General features: G+C 49.7%; 18 protein-coding genes and 1 pseudogene. 3 read left to right on the top strand and 16 right to left on the bottom strand.

All coding sequences use genetic code 11. From position 1 onward, the window contains the following. Positions 1–53 precede the first annotated feature (53 nt). The 6 genes from KI809_RS19455 to KI809_RS19430 all read right to left on the bottom strand — a co-directional run bounded on the left by KI809_RS19455 (position 54) and on the right by KI809_RS19430 (position 7,493). Positions 54–2,723 (bottom strand): M16 family metallopeptidase, encoded by a 2,670-nt coding sequence (locus KI809_RS19455; RefSeq protein WP_214173268.1) that lies wholly within the window; start codon positions 2,721–2,723, stop codon positions 54–56. 149 nt (positions 2,724–2,872) lie between these two features. Then, entirely contained in the window at positions 2,873–3,202 is a 330-nt protein-coding gene (locus KI809_RS19450; RefSeq protein ID WP_214173267.1) for a cytochrome c3 family protein, read from the bottom strand. Between the two features lie 24 nt (positions 3,203–3,226). After that, complete coding sequence (locus tag KI809_RS20630) at positions 3,227–3,559, bottom strand: c-type cytochrome (RefSeq protein ID WP_214173266.1); 333 nt, start codon at positions 3,557–3,559, stop codon at positions 3,227–3,229. Between the two features lie 25 nt (positions 3,560–3,584). Further along, on the bottom strand, positions 3,585–4,730 hold the full coding sequence (locus tag KI809_RS19440) for an L-dopachrome tautomerase-related protein (protein ID WP_214173265.1): 1,146 nt from the start codon (positions 4,728–4,730) through the stop codon (positions 3,585–3,587). 8 nt (positions 4,731–4,738) lie between these two features. Beyond that, positions 4,739–6,001, bottom strand: a complete 1,263-nt coding sequence (locus tag KI809_RS19435) for a YfdX family protein (RefSeq protein ID WP_214173264.1) — start codon at positions 5,999–6,001, stop codon at positions 4,739–4,741. Between the two features lie 52 nt (positions 6,002–6,053). Beyond that, on the bottom strand, positions 6,054–7,493 hold the full coding sequence (locus KI809_RS19430) for a DegQ family serine endoprotease (protein ID WP_214173263.1): 1,440 nt from the start codon (positions 7,491–7,493) through the stop codon (positions 6,054–6,056). A 68-nt stretch (positions 7,494–7,561) separates the two neighbouring features. Between KI809_RS19430 and KI809_RS19425 the strand changes: the two genes are divergently transcribed. Continuing rightward, positions 7,562–8,086: a L,D-transpeptidase family protein gene (locus tag KI809_RS19425; protein ID WP_214173262.1), complete on the top strand. Its 525-nt coding sequence runs from the start codon at positions 7,562–7,564 to the stop codon at positions 8,084–8,086. A gap of 24 nt (positions 8,087–8,110) precedes the next feature. On the opposite strand, the gene KI809_RS19420 is transcribed toward KI809_RS19425, so the two are convergent. Together KI809_RS19420 and KI809_RS19415 are read right to left on the bottom strand one after the other, a co-directional pair. Next, a complete protein-coding gene (locus KI809_RS19420) occupies positions 8,111–9,037 on the bottom strand; it encodes a L,D-transpeptidase family protein (protein WP_214173261.1) in 927 nt (308 codons plus the stop codon). A 57-nt stretch (positions 9,038–9,094) separates the two neighbouring features. Beyond that, complete coding sequence (locus KI809_RS19415; protein ID WP_214173260.1) at positions 9,095–9,445, bottom strand: hypothetical protein; 351 nt, start codon at positions 9,443–9,445, stop codon at positions 9,095–9,097. Between the two features lie 478 nt (positions 9,446–9,923). Here KI809_RS19415 and KI809_RS20815 point away from each other — a divergent pair, with 478 nt between their 5' ends. Continuing rightward, positions 9,924–11,927: a methyl-accepting chemotaxis protein gene (locus KI809_RS20815; RefSeq protein ID WP_214173259.1), complete on the top strand. Its 2,004-nt coding sequence runs from the start codon at positions 9,924–9,926 to the stop codon at positions 11,925–11,927. Between the two features lie 54 nt (positions 11,928–11,981). Continuing rightward, a pseudogene (locus KI809_RS19405) lies at positions 11,982–12,209 on the top strand (hemerythrin domain-containing protein); the annotation flags it as partial. A 43-nt stretch (positions 12,210–12,252) separates the two neighbouring features. On the opposite strand, the gene KI809_RS19400 reads toward KI809_RS19405, so the two are convergent. The 8 genes from KI809_RS19400 to KI809_RS19365 all read right to left on the bottom strand — a co-directional run bounded on the left by KI809_RS19400 (position 12,253) and on the right by KI809_RS19365 (position 18,516). Next, positions 12,253–12,543, bottom strand: a complete 291-nt coding sequence (locus KI809_RS19400; RefSeq protein WP_214172901.1) for a J domain-containing protein — start codon at positions 12,541–12,543, stop codon at positions 12,253–12,255. Further along, entirely contained in the window at positions 12,540–13,130 is a 591-nt protein-coding gene (locus KI809_RS19395; RefSeq protein WP_214173257.1) for a class I SAM-dependent methyltransferase, read from the bottom strand. Before KI809_RS19395 ends, KI809_RS19400 begins: the two co-directional genes overlap by 4 nt. Before the next feature lie 19 nt (positions 13,131–13,149). Beyond that, positions 13,150–13,854, bottom strand: coding sequence for an ABC transporter ATP-binding protein (locus KI809_RS19390; protein WP_214173285.1), 705 nt, complete (start codon positions 13,852–13,854; stop codon positions 13,150–13,152). Positions 13,855–13,858: 4 nt separating this feature from the next. Continuing rightward, the gene (locus KI809_RS19385) at positions 13,859–15,061 is read right to left on the bottom strand and encodes an ABC transporter permease (RefSeq protein WP_214173256.1); all 1,203 of its coding nucleotides are present in this window, start codon (positions 15,059–15,061) and stop codon (positions 13,859–13,861) included. Next, positions 15,058–16,230: an efflux RND transporter periplasmic adaptor subunit gene (locus KI809_RS19380; RefSeq protein WP_214173255.1), complete on the bottom strand. Its 1,173-nt coding sequence runs from the start codon at positions 16,228–16,230 to the stop codon at positions 15,058–15,060. Before KI809_RS19380 ends, KI809_RS19385 begins: the two co-directional genes overlap by 4 nt. A gap of 28 nt (positions 16,231–16,258) precedes the next feature. Continuing rightward, a complete protein-coding gene (locus tag KI809_RS19375) occupies positions 16,259–17,515 on the bottom strand; it encodes a TolC family protein (RefSeq protein ID WP_214173254.1) in 1,257 nt (418 codons plus the stop codon). A gap of 72 nt (positions 17,516–17,587) precedes the next feature. Continuing rightward, positions 17,588–18,070, bottom strand: a complete 483-nt coding sequence (locus tag KI809_RS19370; protein ID WP_214173253.1) for a Spy/CpxP family protein refolding chaperone — start codon at positions 18,068–18,070, stop codon at positions 17,588–17,590. Then, positions 18,067–18,516, bottom strand: coding sequence for an anti-sigma factor family protein (locus tag KI809_RS19365; RefSeq protein ID WP_214173252.1), 450 nt, complete (start codon positions 18,514–18,516; stop codon positions 18,067–18,069). The genes KI809_RS19370 and KI809_RS19365 overlap by 4 nt, the downstream gene beginning before the upstream one ends. Between the last annotated feature and the right edge of the window lie 24 nt (positions 18,517–18,540).

The raw sequence follows: 18,540 nt of genomic DNA, 5'->3' as shown, positions 1-18,540 counted from the left end.
CTCACTGATTAACCCGTTAGCGGGTTGCTGTTGTAGCGATAATCATCTATATCTTAGCGTGTTGGCTGTGACGGTCCACGAATCACCTCTGAAAAACTATCGGGTCGCACCCAACGCCTGAATGCCTTACGAATTTCCTGAGAGGTAACTTTTTGATAACGCCTGGCAGCACTATATGGCTCATCAAGAGGCAGTCCATTTCGAACGAGGTGCAACAATTCACCGGCAATCCCTTGTGTGCTGCTACCAGAAAGAGCCAACTGATTGAGCATGAGTTGCTTTGCCTGATGTAGTTCCGCGTCAGTGACCAGCTGTTTTTGCATCAAGGATAATTCTCTTTTTATTAAGGAACGAGCCCTATGAATTTTGGGTGCATCTGAACCGAATATGATACTTAATACTGATCTGGTTTTACTGGCTTCAAGAGAAGAGTCGACGTTATAAACTAGCCCGGTTTTCTCGCGCAACTCCCGGTAAAGGCGGGTTGCGTAAAATCCTCCCGACAATACATGCATGCCCACCTGAAATGGGTAGAAATCCTGGTCCTTGCGTTTCAATCGCAGGGTCTCCGACAACTCCACCTCAGCCTGTACTCTGGAGGGGTCCGGCACCAAAATTGATCCACTCCTGCTGTCCGGTACTGACGGTAGATCAATCAAAGGTTTTGGGCCGGTGGCTTTCCACATTCCGAAATACCTAGAGATAGTTTTCCTTGCCTCGTCCGCTCCTATGTCACCTACTATAACAATCGTTGTCATATCAGGACGAAAAACCGTACGATAATAAGACGTCACATCATTCAAAGTGAGCGCAGCAACCGATGATGAAGTGGCATGCCGCAAGACGGGGTCGTTTTTGGGATACAGGAGTTTCTTCATCGACTGTCCGGCAACCCACGCAGGGCTTTTTAGCAAGCCAGTCAACTCACCGGACAATTCCTGACGTACAATGTTAAATGCATCGATTGGAAACAAGGGGCGCAGAAGGTTATCAGCAAGCAGCTCGACTCCCCGGTCAAAATGAGATGACAAAGCCTGAAGCGAGAAACTGGTCCCGGCCGAAGCATCTGCCGCAATGTCGTCATATCCCTTTAATAGGTCGATTCGACTCAATGACGTGGTCCCATATGAAAAAAGCTCGTTCATGACAGAGTCTACGCCTTCCTTACCTTCTGGCACCTGAATCTCCGGCCTTGTTCGCACCATTCCATAAAGACCAATACTTTGACTCGACCTGATTGTACGGACTATGACTCTCAGGCCGTTGTCCAGGATGAAATCTGCGGGGTTCTCACGTTTTATTGCCTCAACATCGGGCAAACCGGAAAGATCTCTTGCCCACCTGGGTAACTTGATATGTTTCACGTTTCGTTTACTGAAGGCTTCTTTGCTCCTCCCTCCTTGGACAGTAACAGCTTTCCCGTTGACTGCAGGGACGAGAAGCGCGGTAATTGCACTATCGTTTTGCAAATATTGGCGTGCGACTCGGTTAACATCGGCTACGGTAACCTTTCTGATAGCTTCAATATCATCTCCAGGAGCGTTACGTCCTTCGATTGCAACAGCCTGTGACCATGCTGACGCGAGACCTTCTATGGAGTTTTTCTGGAATTCGGTAGAGGCAATTTCGTGCATTCGGGCTGACTCAACCAACTCTTCTGGCACCCCATCGCGAACATACCCTGAAATGATATTTTTGATTAGACCAAGCAGCTCTTCCCCATTACCATCATGGGGCGCTGTCACAACAACATACCCTGCAGATGCTTTCGGAAGTGGTGCTAATGCAAAATCGGCACTAAGCGATTTGCCTTGAGTTACCAACGAGTATAGTTCTGCCCGCTGACTTGCAAGGAGATCCGCAAGCAATTGACCTGCGGCATAATCAGGACTGTCGGAGCCCGGGAAACGATAGGCGACGACGGCGATTTGATCGGGCAAGTTTGAGTTCATGCGGATAGATGAAGGAGACAATGCTCTTAACCTGACTTCGTTTCGTTCTGGAAGCTTTCGGGCAGGTATGTTTTCAAAGTCTCTTCGAGCCGCAACGATGGCCCTCTGAGGATCGATATCGCCGACAATTATCAGGACGGCGTTGTTTGGCACATACCAGTCACGATGGAATCGCCGCAGCATTGCGGCTTTCGTCTTCTCGAACGAGGGACGGGTCCCCAAGGCATCATGTTCGTAGGGTGTTCCTTTGAACAACTTCTCAAGCAATTGCGTGAATAGAAGATACATTGGACTTGACAGATCACGCGCAACCTCCTGCTCAATCGCTCCTCTCTCTTCCCGCCACAACTCATCGGTAGCAAGTAGTGCTTTCATTCTGAGAGACTCGACTTTAAGAGCTGTTTCGAATGCATTGGTCGGTACGGTGCAGAAATATTGAGTCACGGTCTGCTGGGTCTCGGCATTACATTCGCCCCCCATTGCAGCATTGATGGCAGCAAGCTGGTCGGCAGTCATTCCAGGGCTACCTCTGAACATCATATGTTCAAGCGCATGGGCTGTTCCGGGAAAACCGTCCGGCGCATCATTAGAACCAACCAGATAATTGAGTTGAATCGTGACTACCGGGGCGAGAGCATTCTGTACGATTACTACCCGAAGCCCGTTCTCCAGTGTGATTCTGGTTACTTCAGCGGCGGTTGCCAATTGGATATTGGATAAAACCAGTATCGACACACACATTGCAAGCAGATAACGATATATGCAGTTCATATAGGTGTACCCAACTGTTTAGGGTGTTACTTGCCGGCAAATTATTCCCCGCTGTATTCAATCAGTCAATTCTGTGAACTCTACAGAGGATCTTCATAAGTTGTTGGGCTAAGTCTCTTGCGATCATGCTTGGATCAGTTATTCATCTCTTATTTGCTATCAGGCTTATGGTGACAGCGAGTACAGTTGTCCTTGATCATGAAGGCTTTCTTGCCATCATGACATCTCCCGCAATACTTGCCGGCATACAGCTCATTCATGGTTATCTTGACTGACCCCTTCTTCATCTTTGGGAAAATTTCAGGGTTATGACAGTCGGAACAGGTTAATCCGGCATTCTTGTGAGCTGTCCCATCAAAAACCACTGTTCCCATCGAGCTTTCCTTGAATTCCAGCGTCTTGCCTGAGCCAACAGCAAGAGCACTGCTACTCGCCATAACCATCATAATCAAACTTAATGTCCCGATCTGTTTATTCATGATAATGCCTCCTTGTGATGACTTCTAATTGAATGTCTTAAGAATATATTCGGCTATTGCCTTTGCTTCTTTGTTGGAAATGGTTTTGACATCAAACTTGGTCATTCCCGGGCCAGGCTTGCGCATCTTGCCAATAATGTCTTTTGCATTCTTCACCCCATTGGCTTTCAGAGATTCCCTGGCCAATGGCTTCTGGGCATTAATGATGTTTCCGCCATTGGGATGGCATACTGCGCAATGCTTCTCGAACTCTTTCTTGCCGTCTAGTTTTTCTCCTTTCACATTGTCACAGAATCCGGACGTTGCTGAGAAACAAAAGATTAGTAGCGTTGAACTTGAGATTATTGATTTTTTCACTTTGATTTCCTCCTTGCATGTTGTGTTAAAAAGACATCAACAGAAATTTGAAGAGTTTGTAGGGTAGAATCCGTTCATCTTTGCCATAATTGAAACGAGGCATCCGATGTATCTGCGATGCAGTAAAGTAGAGATTGCCGTCAGTGGATATGTCCATACTGTCCGGCCATTGAATCAGGCTATCCTTTATTATGGTGTCGATTTTGCCGTCAGGTCGGTAGCATTTTATGGCATTTTCCTCAAGAGCTGTTAAATAGAGGTTATTGTCAGTATCAATCAACATGCCGTCAATGGCTCCGGTTACTGCCACTCGTTCCACGCGCCCCGAAAGTTGTTCTTCAGTCAGATGGGTATCCTTCAATGCAGAAGTTTTGATACGATATAGTGTTGATGCGGTCAGTGCGTGGTAATAGAGGTATTCACCTGTTGCATCAATTGCTATGCCATCAGCATGTATCTTTGGTACATTGCCGTTGTCGTCGCGTAGCTCCTTTCCTCCGATCACCGGCACATAACCCGGTTCAGCCTTGGTGGATGGATGGCTTGCCAATCGTCTTATGCTCGTGCCGTTCGTCAGATCGACCACGACGATAGCACCCGCGCCGGAATCGCTGATATAGGCAATTCCACCATCCGGATCAACCCGCACATCATTGAGGTAGCTGTTTCGAGGAGCTGCTACGTCATTAAAAGGGATAACTCGCTCGATGGTGTCAGTGGCAAGATTAATCCTGACCAGTTTCGCACCGCCCGACACCACCCCCTTGAACCCTGGGGAGGCAGGATCGAGCACCCAGAGGAAATCGTCATTATCAACGACAACGCTCTGGACGCAGACGAAATGGGATTCGGGATGACTGGCTTCGTCCATCCCCCAGCGGTTCCAATCGTTGTCCGGATAGGGGTGAAGGGAGCCGTCAGGCAGAAGTTCTGCAACTGAATAGAGAGGATCTTTGTCCCAGCGGGGGAAGTTTACGAAGACTCTCCCAGTATGGGAGATGGCAACTCCAGTCACCTGGTCGTTGAAATACGGGTACTCGAACAAAGCTTCGTGTACAATAGGCAAGATTGGATTGGAACTGACCGGATTGGTGGCACACCCCCAAAGCGACAGGAGTAGTGTCAGAAAATAGATTATTTTGCCGGCTCTTACGTCCAATAGTAGGTTCATGGTGTCACCTACATTTTTTGGATTAACTCGTTCAACTTTTCATTGACCGTGTTAAAGCGCTCTTGAGTGGCAGAATCGTCCTTCCCCTGACTTGCCTTGAGATTCAGAAGGAGTTTACCGATGTCGTGAATCTTTTTACGGTCGGAAGGGCCGGCCAGAGAACTTTCGGCAGCTTTTTGCACATAGGAGTAAGCAGTATCCAGTTCTCTTGCAGACTTGTCCGGTTCTTGGGTCGTTACTTGATAGGTTTCGGCATACGCCGTATGCAACCGGGCTTCAATCAGGTTGCTTTCACTTCCGAGGGTAGTTTCAGCTTCAGACAGACCGGCTGAGACGTATGCCGCTGAGCGTTCGGCAAGAGCTTTGCCCTTTTCCCACGCAGCCTTGAAAGCCGATTCCGCAACCTTGCCTTCATCTGTCAGTTTCTTCTCAAGCTCTGATACTTCCGTTAAGAGTTTTTCTGCCTCTTCTCTCGCCTTTGCGTTACCCTCTGCTGCCACCTTGCTCAGATTACTCCTGGCTTTTTCAAGATACATTTTCGCTTCGGCATGGCGAGCAGTGGAATAATTGCTGAAAGCTAGCCAGATGTTCTGTTTTGCCTGATAAAGTGCGGAATTCTCTCTGGAGAAGAGATCCATGGTATACCGTTCCGCAATTTTCAATGCTTCATCGGCTTTCTCTGTTTTTTTTGCAGCTAGATATTGTTGAGCCTTGGTCACGAATTGTTGCGACTTGAGCAGAGGCTGCTCCACTTCAATAACAATCAGTGCTTTGTTTGCCAAATCCAGTTCTCTGTCTGCATCCAGCTTTTTGTTTTTTGTCAGATATTCCTTTGCCCGGTCTAGGTGCTTCTTTGCCTTATCGGTTGGAAGATAGATGGATGCTTTATTTAGGGAATCATATATCGACGGGAAGTCCTTCAGGACCTGCTGCGGATTCTCATATTCCAAATGGTTACGCGCAACCCGGATAAGGTTCTTCGCCACAGATGTAGAGAGATTGTCTCTGATGCTTTCAATGAGCCATACAGCCTCATTCAATTCGTGTCTGGCTTTTGCGAATTCCTTGCGATGAATATCGGAACGAGCCTGGGAGATGCGACGCAACGTGACGATTACAGTATTTTCTATGGTAGATTCAACCCGCGGCCCTATGCTCTTGTACGGCACGGTTTTGATGTCGTCCGTTGTCTGAGCGAAAGCTGAAGAGACTGAAAATATGACAAGAATCAGTGACAGCATTAACATGTTCGATTGGATTGTTATTTTCATGATTGCTCCTCCCTAGCTACTTGGTGTGCCAACTCCTTTATCCATGGCCGATTCATTGACTTTCCAGCGTCACAAAGAATGTCTGTTTCCCTCTTTTCAAGAGAAATAGTGTTGGTTGTCCTTCGCTTCTTTTAGCCACGACAGCATTGAAATCAGCCAGGTTTTTGACGGCTTTCCGGTTGACTTCCTTGATGACATCGCCCCGTTTAATTCCCGCTTCATCAGCCAGACTTCCTTGTTCTACTCCAACTACCAAAACTCCAGTTTTTTCAGTGGTCCCGAATTGCTGTCGCCACTGTGGAGTAATGTTGTCTACTTTCATGCCGAAGCTCTGTACCGGAGCACTCGACTGTGCAGCGATTTTTTCTTCAGTCAACTCTTCTACTTTAATGGAGAGTTTGACTTCTTTGTTTTCACGTATAACGGTTACGGGGGTTGTTTTCCCCACTGGCGTTTCGGAAACGAGCAGTGGAAGGTCGTTGGAAGTCTTCACGTTTTTCCCGTCAAATGAAACAATTATATCGCCGGTTTTTATTCCTCCCTTTTCCGCCGGGCCGCCACTGGCAACGTCTCCAACCAAGGCGCCTTTCGTTTCCTTCATGCCGAATGACTGTGCAAGTTCCGGGGTAACGGTCTGTATAGTTACACCGATCCAGCCACGAACTACTTTCCCCTTGTCCTTTAGCTGGCCGGTCACTGATTTGGCCAATGCGCTTGGGATTGCAAAACCGATTCCCTGGCCACCCGGGACAATGGCGGTATTTATCCCAATAACCTCACCCTTGAGGTTGACCAACGGACCGCCGCTGTTGCCAGGATTGATCGGCGCATCGGTCTGGAGGAAGTTGTCATATGGGCCGGAACCGATTACTCTGCCGGTAGCGCTTATGATCCCCTGGGTAACGGTTTGTTCCAGACCAAAAGGGTTCCCAACCGCCATTACCCAGTCGCCAACTCGCATCTTGTCCGAATCGCCAAGGGCCAGGACTGGCAGATTTTCAAAAGTGGAGGAGATTTTTATCAATGCCAGGTCGGTCTTGCTGTCGCGGCCTATTACTTTTGCCTTGTACTCTCTGCCATCAGAAAGTTTCACCTTGATCTCATCAGCATTGTCAACCACATGATTGTTGGTGATTATGAACCCGTCTTTGTTGATGATAAATCCGGAGCCCAGACTCTGCTGCTTCATCGCCTTGTCAGGGACATCATCAAAGTAACGTTTGAAGAAATCGCCAAAAGGATCGTTCTGATCTCCCTGGTCAGGTCCGAAGAAATGCTTGAATGGGTTGCCAGGAACTTTTACGGTCGATGTCGTCCTGATGTTCACGACCGCTGGTTTTACCTTGTCTGCGAGATCAGCAAATGATTGTGGGAACCCGATAATTTCCGTCTTTCCTCTGCTCTCGCAACCGCCTTGTGCAACAAGAGAGAGAATTAAAAAAACGGAAATCAGACTTGTATTCAGAAACTGTTGCAGAATTCTCATCTTCATAGACCCCTCCCAATTGATGAAATTATTATTGTGGTTATCTCCCTATTAAATTTGTTACATTGCTTAACATGCTGACAAAATCCAAAATACATCAACAAATTGCGTCCTTGGTTGTTTTGATTCTAGTAATGCTTGAAGTGTTGCTTTATCGAGCAAACGCTGCTCTACCTCCCGTGGAAAGAGTAATAGTCTATAAGAGTCAAAAAATAATGCAGTTAATCACCGGAAATGAAGTAGTACGTTCCTACAAGGTTGCACTTGGACGTAGCTCGCTTGGCCATAAACAAAAGGCCGGCGACTGCCGCACCCCGGAAGGTGCCTATACAATCGACAGCCACAACAAAGACAGCCGGTTTTACAAGTCATTACACATCTCCTACCCCAACCGACACGATCTGGCATCGGCAAAAAAAAGCGGCCGATCTCCAGGTGGCGATATCATGATTCACGGGCTTCCCAAGGGGTTTGAAGATCTGGGTGATCTCCATACCCAGAGAAACTGGACCAAGGGGTGCATTGCCGTCAACAACACCGAAATTGATGAAATTTGGCAACTGGTCGCAGATGGCACCCCGATTGAAATTCGCCCTTGAAACACCGCTTAGATTGAACATTGTTTATTGAAGGCGCTTTCCAACCTTTCCCACGTCTTTGGCAACCAAATCTTCCGTAATGTCTGTCGGTATACCCGTCTTATCTCTTAGAGCCTTGGCCAGTTTTTGCTGATCAACTAACCCACTAACCCCTTTTTGATTAATTATCTTTTCTGCCTCAACCATGAGGTCTCGAACCTCATCGCCATGGACTTCCAGCAGAACCCTGCCGTTTGCAAATCCAATCTTCACGGGTTGGCGAATTATCGTGACTTTAGTTCCCACCCTCACCTTCTTGAATAGTTTTGGTATATCCTCTGGATATAGATGAATGCAACCATGGCTGACCTGCCTGCCGATGCCGAAGGGACGGTCCGTGCCATGAATCAGTATTGTGCCAATGGAAAGCCTTAGGGCGTGAGTGCCGAGCGGGTTGTCATTGCCCGGCGGGACCACATCAGGCAGTTCAGGCTTCTGCATTTTAATGGATGCCGGTACATGCCAAGCTGGCGCAACTATCTTTTCGATGATCCGATACGTGCCAATGGGAGTCTCCCATCCTTCGTCTCCGATACCGATGGGATAGGTTATCACTCGATCCTTCAGACGCTTTGGAAAATAGTACAGGCGCATTTCATCAAGATTAATCACAATTCCCTCCCGCACTGTCACGTCAGGGATGATCCATCGACTGGGAATATTCACCTGTGTTCCCGGTTCGGGCAAAATAGGATCGACACCGGGGTTCGCAGCAACAATCTCGTTGTAGCCTACGTTAAATCTTCGAGCCAATTCGATAAGAGAATCGTCCCCCCTCACAACATGCTGGTGTGAATTGCCAATAATATTGTCGCGAAGCGTGTATTCGGCAGCTGTTGCACCTTGAACCAACAGTACACATAAAAATGTCGAGATCAAAATCGATTGCATCCGAATGGTCAATGAACTCAATGTCTTTCCCATTAGTCAAGGGGGCTATGCATCGCCCCCTTGATCGAGTCCGGATAATCACTTCTTTTGCTCAAGGTTGAAAAGCTTTTCCGACTTCTTCTCTTCTTTCTTGGCTTCCATTGCAGCAGCTTCAGCCCTTTTGGCAGCAGCTTCAGCCCGATCAGCGTCTGCTGTAAGTTTGCCAACAGCATCGAGAGCTTTCTGCGCCTTGGCGTCAGCTTGGCTGATGGCCATGCGCTCAGCATCCGAAAGACCCGCTGGCTTTGCCTCAAGAGCATTGACCTTTTTCTCGAGCGTGCCCAAACGCTCGGCAAGCGGATCAACCTGAGAGTGGACAAACCCTTCTGTTGCACACCCGCTGAGACCTGCTATCGCCATAAGACCAATAAATCCCGCAATGCGTTTCATGTCATCCTCCCTAAATCTGATTATGTATTTCTTAGAGACGCCTTAATTCTGCTACAAGTAACTACAGCAGGTTTCACGCCAAACTAATCCGACATAAAAGCATAACAATATCGAATAATTACTATTTAATCCCGTAGTATTCAGTACTATTTAACTGCAATATTTATTGCACAGGAAATGTTGAGGTGTGATTAACAAACATAACCATACTAGAGCAGCTAATAATGCAGTATTGTTTACAAGCAAGACAAAAGTTGCATGTTCCTGAGCAGGTCATCAAGGTGGTAGACAAAAGCATAAAGAGCATCAAGTACTGATCTGATTAACACCATGCTGTCTAAACGTACAAAGCCGTCCTAAATGGGGCGGCTTTGTACATAATGCACGTTCAATAAAGCAGAATATTTTCCGTATTGACCTTGTACTCTGCACTGAAATGATAGAATAGCAATAATCATATTAATTGAGGAGGCCATATATGCTGACGTTATCGACAGTCAGAGCAAAACTGATTTTGATCGTTTCACTTCTTTCCGTCGGCATGGTGATCATTGGCCTTATCGGCCTCGGTAGCACCAAAAGAGCCAATTCTGGGATGGAGGAGATGTACAACAATAATCTGGTGCCGGTGGTCCAGATAACAACTGTTCGGGCAAGCATAAACGCCATAGTTCGTGAACTTGCTTTTGCCGCAATCCACGACCCAGCCAACCAAGTCAGCAAACTTCACGATCATCCCGTAACGAACCACACCGAGAGTGTCGAAAAGGCTCTTGGTGAGATAACGAAACTCTGGACCGAGTACGAAAAGACCATTGACTCGCCAGAAGAAAAGAAACTTGCTGATGCGTTTAACACTACCAAGAATGAATTTATTGATAAGACTGTCTCTCCTGCCCTGGACAATATCAAGAGCAATAATTTTGGGGTCGTCAACGAACTCATTTTCAAAGGGGGCACCGCCCAGGCAAAAAAAGCAGCCGGTGATGCGCAATTGTTGCTTGAGTTCCAGTTGAAGCAGGCAAAGGACCTCTATCAGAGCAGTAACGCATCCTACCAGAAGATGATAGGCTGGTCGGTAGCAAGCATCATCATCGGAGTCATCTTGGCAGTAATTATCGGATTCCTCATCATTCGCTCAATTACAAAATCTACCAGAAGCCTTATGGAAACAGCAGCGCATATCGAGCAAGGTGACCTGACCGCTCGATGCAACATGAGCGGTACTGATGAGATGAGCCAGATTGCAAAATCATTTGACCAGATCGCATCGACATTCACCAGCAGCATCAACAATCTTACCGCAATAGCCTCTGAGGTCACCGCAGCAGCGTCGAAAGTACACATGTCTTCGGAAACTCTTGCTGCAGGTTCTGAACAGGTTGCAAGCGAAACCACGACTGTGGCCACAGCAGGTGAAGAGATGGCAGCAACTTCCGGTGATATCGCAAAGAATTGCCAACTTGCCGCTGAAAGTGCGTCACAGGCCTCTGAACAAGCCAATCATGGATCAACAATCATCAAGAACAGCATAGCCGTTATGGAGCGAATCGCACAGCGGGTCAGCGAGTCGGCAAAGACAGTCGGATCTTTGGGGGAGAAGTCGGAGCAGATTGGCGCGATTATAGGTACTATTCAGGATATAGCGGATCAGACAAATCTGCTGGCACTGAACGCAGCAATAGAGGCAGCCAGGGCCGGCGAACAGGGACGCGGCTTTGCAGTAGTAGCCGACGAAGTTCGTGCTCTTGCAGAGCGCACCACCAAAGCGACCAAAGAGATTGACACAATGATTAAGTCGATCCAGCAGGAAACCAAGACCGCTGTTTCGTCTATGGAAGAAGGAGTTGTCCAGGTTGAGCAAGGCACTCAGGAGGCCGCCCGCTCGGGTGAGGCGATCGATTCAATCCTTGCCCAGATCAGCAATCTCTCCATGCAGGTGAGTCAGATTGCCACTGCAGCGGAAGAACAAACGGCTACAACCAGCGAGATCAGCGGTAATATGCAGCGCATTACAGATGTCGTCCGCCAGAGTTCTCAAAGCGCTCATGAATCTTCGGTAGAGGCGAGTCGTCTCAATACGCTGGCAGAATCGTTAATGGCAGACCTCAACAAGTTTACAATCGAAGAAAATGTTGCTTTGAGCCTCAAGAAGGCCAAGAGCGCACATATGATCTTCACTGGCAAGATTCGCGCACATCTGTCAGGTGCGACACGTCTCGATCCAAACAACCTGCCTACCCACCTCACCTGTGCGTTCGGCAAGTGGTGCCAAGGAACCGGCAAGGAACTCTGCGGACATCAACAGTTGTTCCGTGAGATTGAAGGTCCGCACGCTAAGGTCCACGATCTTGGCAAGCAGGCTGTGCTTGCGTTTAACAACGGAGATACCCGCAAAGCCCATGAATATTGCGACGAAATGATCTTACAATCTGAGTACCTTATCGATATGCTGGATCGTCTGTCGAATGAAAATGTCTAATTTTTACAATGGAACGCCAAATACAGCGTCAATATCCGCTAGTTCGACGACCAGCACAAGCGACTGGTCGATATGGTGAACCAACTAAATGATCCCATGGAAACCGGCAAGGGCCATGCCGCCTTGAAATCAATTCTGGATGGGCTCATTCAGTACACTGCATCACATTTTTCCGATGAAGAGCGTGTCATGGCACAGCACAACTACCCTGACCTGGCCATGCATAAGAAGGCGCACGAAAAGCCCTTGCCGGAGTTGGTCCTTAGCAAGGGCTTTTGTTGAGGTCGTCAGGCTCAGATTCGAGCGAACCCTACCCAGCCATCCGTTATTTTTTCCCCCACAGCGGATCATCAGCGAATTGCTGCCAGATTCGCTCTTCCGGATTCTGTTCGTAAAACTCATTCTCGGCAAAGAAGAAGCGGTATTCAGTAACATAGTCGAGTATAACCCGGTAGGCGGCATTCACCTGTCTGATCATCTCCGACTCATTCGTATTGCCGGTATCCGGGTGATGTTGTTTCACCAATTCCTTGTGTCGGGCCTTGATCTCCTTCAAGGTTGCCCGCTCACCTAAGCCCATCACTCGGCGCGCTTCTTTCAGGTCGGCATAGGTCATGGCTTGATTCCCAATACCTGAACTACGGATGCCAGGCCAGTATGTCCCCGCCCCTCCAGCACTTCCCGTTCCATTTGAACAGCATGCACAAACTCCAGACCGGCAAGTTCCTGTTTCAGGTCATCCAGCGACATGAGCATGTCGAGGGATTTGGGGCCTCCGGTGTCGTAGGGGAGTTGGTCCTTGCTGAACGCCTCCAATACAAAGGCACCGCCAGGTTTCAGCCCCCTGACAGCTGCCTGATGTAAAGGAATGCGGATCGCTGAAGGCAGGTGGCAATAGATGGCGACGATTCCGTCCCACACCTCCGGTTCTATTTCAAAGGTACTCAAATCAGCATGTATCGTGGTTATGGTAACACCACGCTCTAAAGCCAGTTTCGCGGCTTTACGCAGACCGACTTCCGATCCGTCAACTCCGGTCACCTGATACCCAAGCGATGCCAAATAGACGGCGTTTCGCCCTTCACCCTCTGCCAGTGAAAGAATTCTTCCGTTCGGAATTCGGTCTACTACCGATACCAGAAACTCATTCGGTGCAATGCCGTATGAAAAACCCGGCTCGCTGTAACGTTCATCCCAGTTCATCAATCGTAGTCCTTAAATATCAGTTATTGTAATCGCTGTTTTCTTCGCCGGTGATTCGACCATCGCTTACCTGAAAAATCCGATCGAATCCTTCCACCATCCTATGGTCATGCGTTACGACCAGAATCGCCGAATGGTTCTCAACCGCGAGCGATTTCAACAGAGACATGACGTTTTTCCCGTTCTCGGTGTCCAGCGCTGCAGTCGGTTCATCGGCCAGAATTACCTTAGGCTTGTTGGCCAAAGCCCGGGCAATGGCTACCCGCTGCGCTTCGCCACCGGAGAGAGCCGTGGGATAGTTGTTCAGGCGATGCCCCAGATTGAGGGATTCAAGCAGTTCAGTTGCCCGGCTTTTTGCCTCCTGTCCGGAGAGATTGTTGATCTCCAGCGCAACCATGACGTTTTCCAGGGCGGTCAGAAAAGGGATCAGGTTGTGATGCTGAAAGATGAAGCCGAGTTTTTCCCGGCGGAGCCGTTTCAGGTCGATACCCGTTATCCACCCTTCATCGGCAACTGTTGCACCGTCAATGACTACCGTGCCATGGGTCGGCTCATTGATCAGGCCGATAGAGGTAAGCAGGGTAGTCTTCCCTGATCCTGACGGGCCGAGAATGGCTACCAGTTCCCCTGGTTTTACCTGGAAGGAGGCATCCGCAATGGCGGTTACAGCAGTCTCGCCTTTGCCGTAAATCTTCGTCAGTTTTTCAACTTCTATTGCATACATGGATTTATCCACCAAGTGCCTCCGCCGGCTCTACCTTGAGTGCTTTTCTGATTCCGACAAAACTGGCAATCATGCAGATCGCAATGACAATGACAAACAGCGCCTGAAGGTCTAACGCCTCCAGGACAATCCGCCGGGGGAACTTTTCGTACGTCAGAAGGATCAATACGTAACCGATGCCGTAAGCGATCACTCCCATCAAGAGTGACTGCTGAAGGATCATGCCGACGATTACCCGGTTCTGCGAGCCGATCAGTTTCAGGGTAGCGATTACCTTAATCTTGTCGAGGGTCGAAGTGTAGATGATGAGCGAGATGATTACTGCCGAAATCACCAGCAGGATGATCCGGAACAGCCCCAACTGCATCCGCGCCTTCTCGATCATCCCCTTGGTGAGTATCTTTGTCTGCTCTTCCACTGAGATCGGCTTGAAATGGTTCCAGCGGCTTATCCGCTCCTGTACCTCTTTGAGATCAGCGCCCGGCGACAGCCGTGCCACGACGGTATTTACCGTATGGGTCGATTCCGTGATGCCAGATATGTTCTGTTGCAGAAACTTCGCCTGTACGGGAGATAGAGACTGAACGCCGGCCAGATTCGCGCCGATCCGTTCCCGGTCGTTCCTGATGGCGTCGTTATCTTTCTTGAACTGGATGTCCTGAGCATCGGCAAGGCTCACAAACGCTGCGGGGTCGCCGCTTGATGACACCACCTTGCCGGTGATGCCGACTACCGTATAGTCATGGAGTCCGAGATGAATCTTGTCGCCGATCTCCATCTTCATCCCCTTGGCTGCCACCATCTCGTAATGTTTCTGGCGGATGTTCCTACCGGCAAGAATCATTGGCGGTCCGCCGAAACCATTCAGGTCATATCCGATCAGGAAAAACCGGAACGGCATGTTCTTCCGCTCGATCTGGATGGTCTGGAATGAGAGCGGTGATGCTTCAGCCACACCGGGCACCGCTCGTATTCGATATTTTATATCTTCCGGAATGCGCGAGTTCTCGGCAAAAGGGCCGTTGGTATTCTGCTGCACCACCCAGATGTCGGCTTTGGTGAATTCCAGTATTGCCAGTGCATCGGCAAAGAGTCCCCGGTAGATGCCACCCATGCTCATAACCACGCCAAGGAGAAGCCCAAGGCCGATGGACGTCAGGATGAACCTGCCCCGGTGATAGCGTATGTCCCGTATGGCGAGATTCATTTACCTCCCCTTACCTTCATGCCTGCCTGGAATTTTGCCATTTCAGGAGGAGGGGCCATTGCAACCTGTTCGCCACCATCGAGACCGGTAACGATTTCGGTAACGTTGCGCTTATCCATGATACCGGGAGTTACTTCCCTGAATGCGAGTTTGCCACCGTTCACCAGCCACACGCCACGCTTTTTGTCCTTCGTGACAATGGCAGCAGAGGGGAGTGACGGGGCATCTTTCTTCGTCCCGGTAACGATGTAGACATCGGACTGCTCACCCAGGCGAAAGTTTTTCAGCGGCTCATTGAAGGCTACATCGACTTCGAGTTCTTCGGTTACCCGATCGCTCTGACGACCCAGCCTGGCAACCTGCCCGGGGAGTTGATCGCCGGGCGAGGAACGAAGGGTGATTATTGCCTTTTTGCCGACGTTAACCCCTTTCAACTGCGATTCGTCAACGTTAGCCTTGACCCAGATGGTACGAGGATCAGCCAGGGTGAAGACCGACATCCCCGGAGAAACAGTTGCACCCTTTTCCAGGTCTCGGGTGATGATGATGCCATCCTGGGGGGCATAGATAAGAGTGTCCGCCACTTTACTTTTAGCGAAACCGACTCCGGCGCTGTTAGCGCGCTGTTCCATCTTCACAGCCTCTACGGCAGCCGTGCTGCGGGCGACCTCTTCCCTAGCCACCTGGCAGGCGGTATCATACTGTTCAGCCTCCAGTTTGGAGACCAGGTTTTTTTCGGCCAGTGCCTTGAATCGTTGAGCGTTTTTTTCAGCCAGGACCAGGTTGGTCCTGGCCTTTTGAAGATTGGCCTGTTCCGCACTTAAGGAGGCCGCTGACCGGTTAAGGCCGGCCTCGGACTGCTGCTCCTGGTGGCGGAAATCTTCGTTTTCCAGTTTGGCGAGAAGTTGGCCCCGCTTCACCATGTCACCTTGATCGGCGTACAACTCAACGATTCGACCGGTGATCTTGCTGGAAATGCCGACCACAACCTTGGCCTCGACTGTACCGTTGCCATAGACCTGGGCGGTTAGGTCACGTTTTTCAATCGTGACGATTTTTACTGACTGCGGGGCCAATACGGTCATCTTGAGCGCAATGCCGAGAGCGATGAGCACTACTGGCCAGATCAGATACTTTTTCTTCCGTGACAGGGTTTTCAGCAGTTCCATTGATCACTCCTTGGTAGCGGCAACGCCTCTATTTCCCGGTTGCCCGGTCAAGTCGGCAGAGAGCGGTGTAATAGTCATATTGGGCCTGTATGCGGGCAGTTTGCGCATCAAGTGCCTGGGACTGGGCATCGGTCACTTCGATGATGCTGCCGACCCCTTCGTGATAACGCCCTTCAGCCAGTGCTTTGCTTTCATTGGCTGCGACAACTTCCTTATCGGTTGAGAGTATGCGGGCGGACGCCTCGTTAACGCCGAGCCAGGCGGATTCGACTTCCCTGGTGATCTGCAGTTTGAGGTTGTTCTGTCTGGCTTCAAGGGCATTGATGTTTGCGTTGGCTTCACGCACCTGCTCATCAGACGAGAACCCTGAAAAGAGCGGCATGGTCAGATTCAACCCTACGCCCCACACCTTTCCGTCAGGCGGGAAGTCCCGATCAGCATAGCCGGCACTGGCCGTGCCCGATATGACAGGGAGATAGGTGCTCTTGGCAGTTTTCAGGTTTGCGGTTGCGGACATTTTAAGGGCTGCCATTTGTTGCAGTTCTGCCCGTAACCGCAGCGCATCCTGTTGGGACAGAGTTCGCTCAGGCAAAGGAGTCGAAGAGGCTGAAGGCTCAACCAGGGTACGTTCTCCAAGGGATGCTATCCCCATGGCATTGGCAAGTTCGACCCGGGCTATCTCCCGATTGTTTTCAGCACGGATAAGGGAGGTCCTGGCGGTATACAGGTTTGCCTCGGCACGTGCGACATCCACTTTTGCCCTGATTCCTTCCTTGAAAAACTCCTGTGCCTGCCGGCACACATCCTCCCGGGCCTTTACGGTTTCCCTGACGGCTATGACCTGCTTTTCGGTTGCCAGAACCAGATAGAAGGCGTTCTTGACACGCAGCGCCAAGTCCTGCCGGGTTACTATCAGGGCTTTTTCGGCGGCCTCGCGATTGCTGCGGGCCGCATCGACGGCGCCGGCTGTGCGACCGAAATCATAGATGGTCTGCTTCAGATACAGGCCGCCGATGTTCACTTCTGTTGCTTTGATCATTTCCTGGGCCGGAAAATACGAGTCCCCTTTGTTCCAGTCACCGGCGATGCTGATCTGGGGGTAGTAATTGGCGAATGCCTGGCCGGCTTTCGCCTCGGCGCTGTGCACGTTCTCCCTTGCTTCGACAATCTGGGGATGTTTTTTCAACGCAGTTGTCAGGGCTTCATCAAGGCTGAGCGTTTCCGCAGCGTAGCCGCGTACGGCTATCAGGACAGATATTGCTATGACGATAATTGTTGCTCTCATATGTTCCCACTCTCGCGATATGTTTTACCGTATTGATTTACCGGGCCATTCCCAGAAGAGAACTCTTTTGTGCTAATTCCGCCCCACCGGGGGACAAACCATCCGTTCCTGTGTCATGTTCTTCTGAATCAAGTCGAGAAACTTCTGCTGCTGGTTAGCATCGAGTGTCGCCTTTTCCTGAAGAATATGGTCAATCACCATTCCTTCGATCTCTGCCTGATTCTTGCTTATATCTGCCAAGGCTGCCTTGATAGCCTGACCGTCTGTGACATCAGCACGCATGAGATTGAAGAGGTGATTTCTTTTTGCTACGACCTCCTGTCGTTTACGGTCAATCTGGGCACGAAAAGGCAGCGCTTTCTCGCGCATCTTCTTTACCTGGCCCGGCTGTAACGAGAGTTGTTCAAACAGGAATTTGTCTTTGCGCATTTTAGCGCCGAAAGGGGAGACCCAGTAAGCGTTCTTCGTGTAATAGAAATAACCAGCCGTTGCGAGAACGGAGAGATTGAATATCATTGAAACTGCTAGGGCAATTTTCAGGAAACTGATCCTCATCGTCTCTCCTCCGTCATGGCAAGATACGCCCGCCCTAAAGAGTCAGGCGGTAAAGCCTCGAAAGTATCAAGAGAAAGAGATGAGATAATCGCTTCTCCCCTGTGATGAAGAGCAAAAGAACTGATCAGCATGCCGCCCGACATGATCCCGGCTGATATGGTCAGCACGAAGACGCCAACTTCGGCAAACCGGATGAATATTGGAAATAACGAGAACCCCTTCACTGGTGCCTCGTTTACCTTCTCCATGATCCTTGCCTTTAATGCTGATGGGGCGGTAAATCGCTGGGCCTGATTGAACATTCCTCGAAGGTGACGAATCTGTTCCAGTTGCCCTGTGCATTGCTCGCAGTGATTTAGATGCGATTCGAGCAGGTCGACGTCTTGAGCACCCAACTCGTTATCAATATAGGACCACAGATATTTACCGGCTTTTGAGCATTTCATGACACCCTCATTCAATTTAACGAT

Source organism: Geoanaerobacter pelophilus (assembly GCF_018476885.1).
Lineage (GTDB): Bacteria > Desulfobacterota > Desulfuromonadia > Geobacterales > DSM-12255 > Geoanaerobacter > Geoanaerobacter pelophilus.
This window is presented reverse-complemented; position numbering and strand designations above follow the sequence as displayed.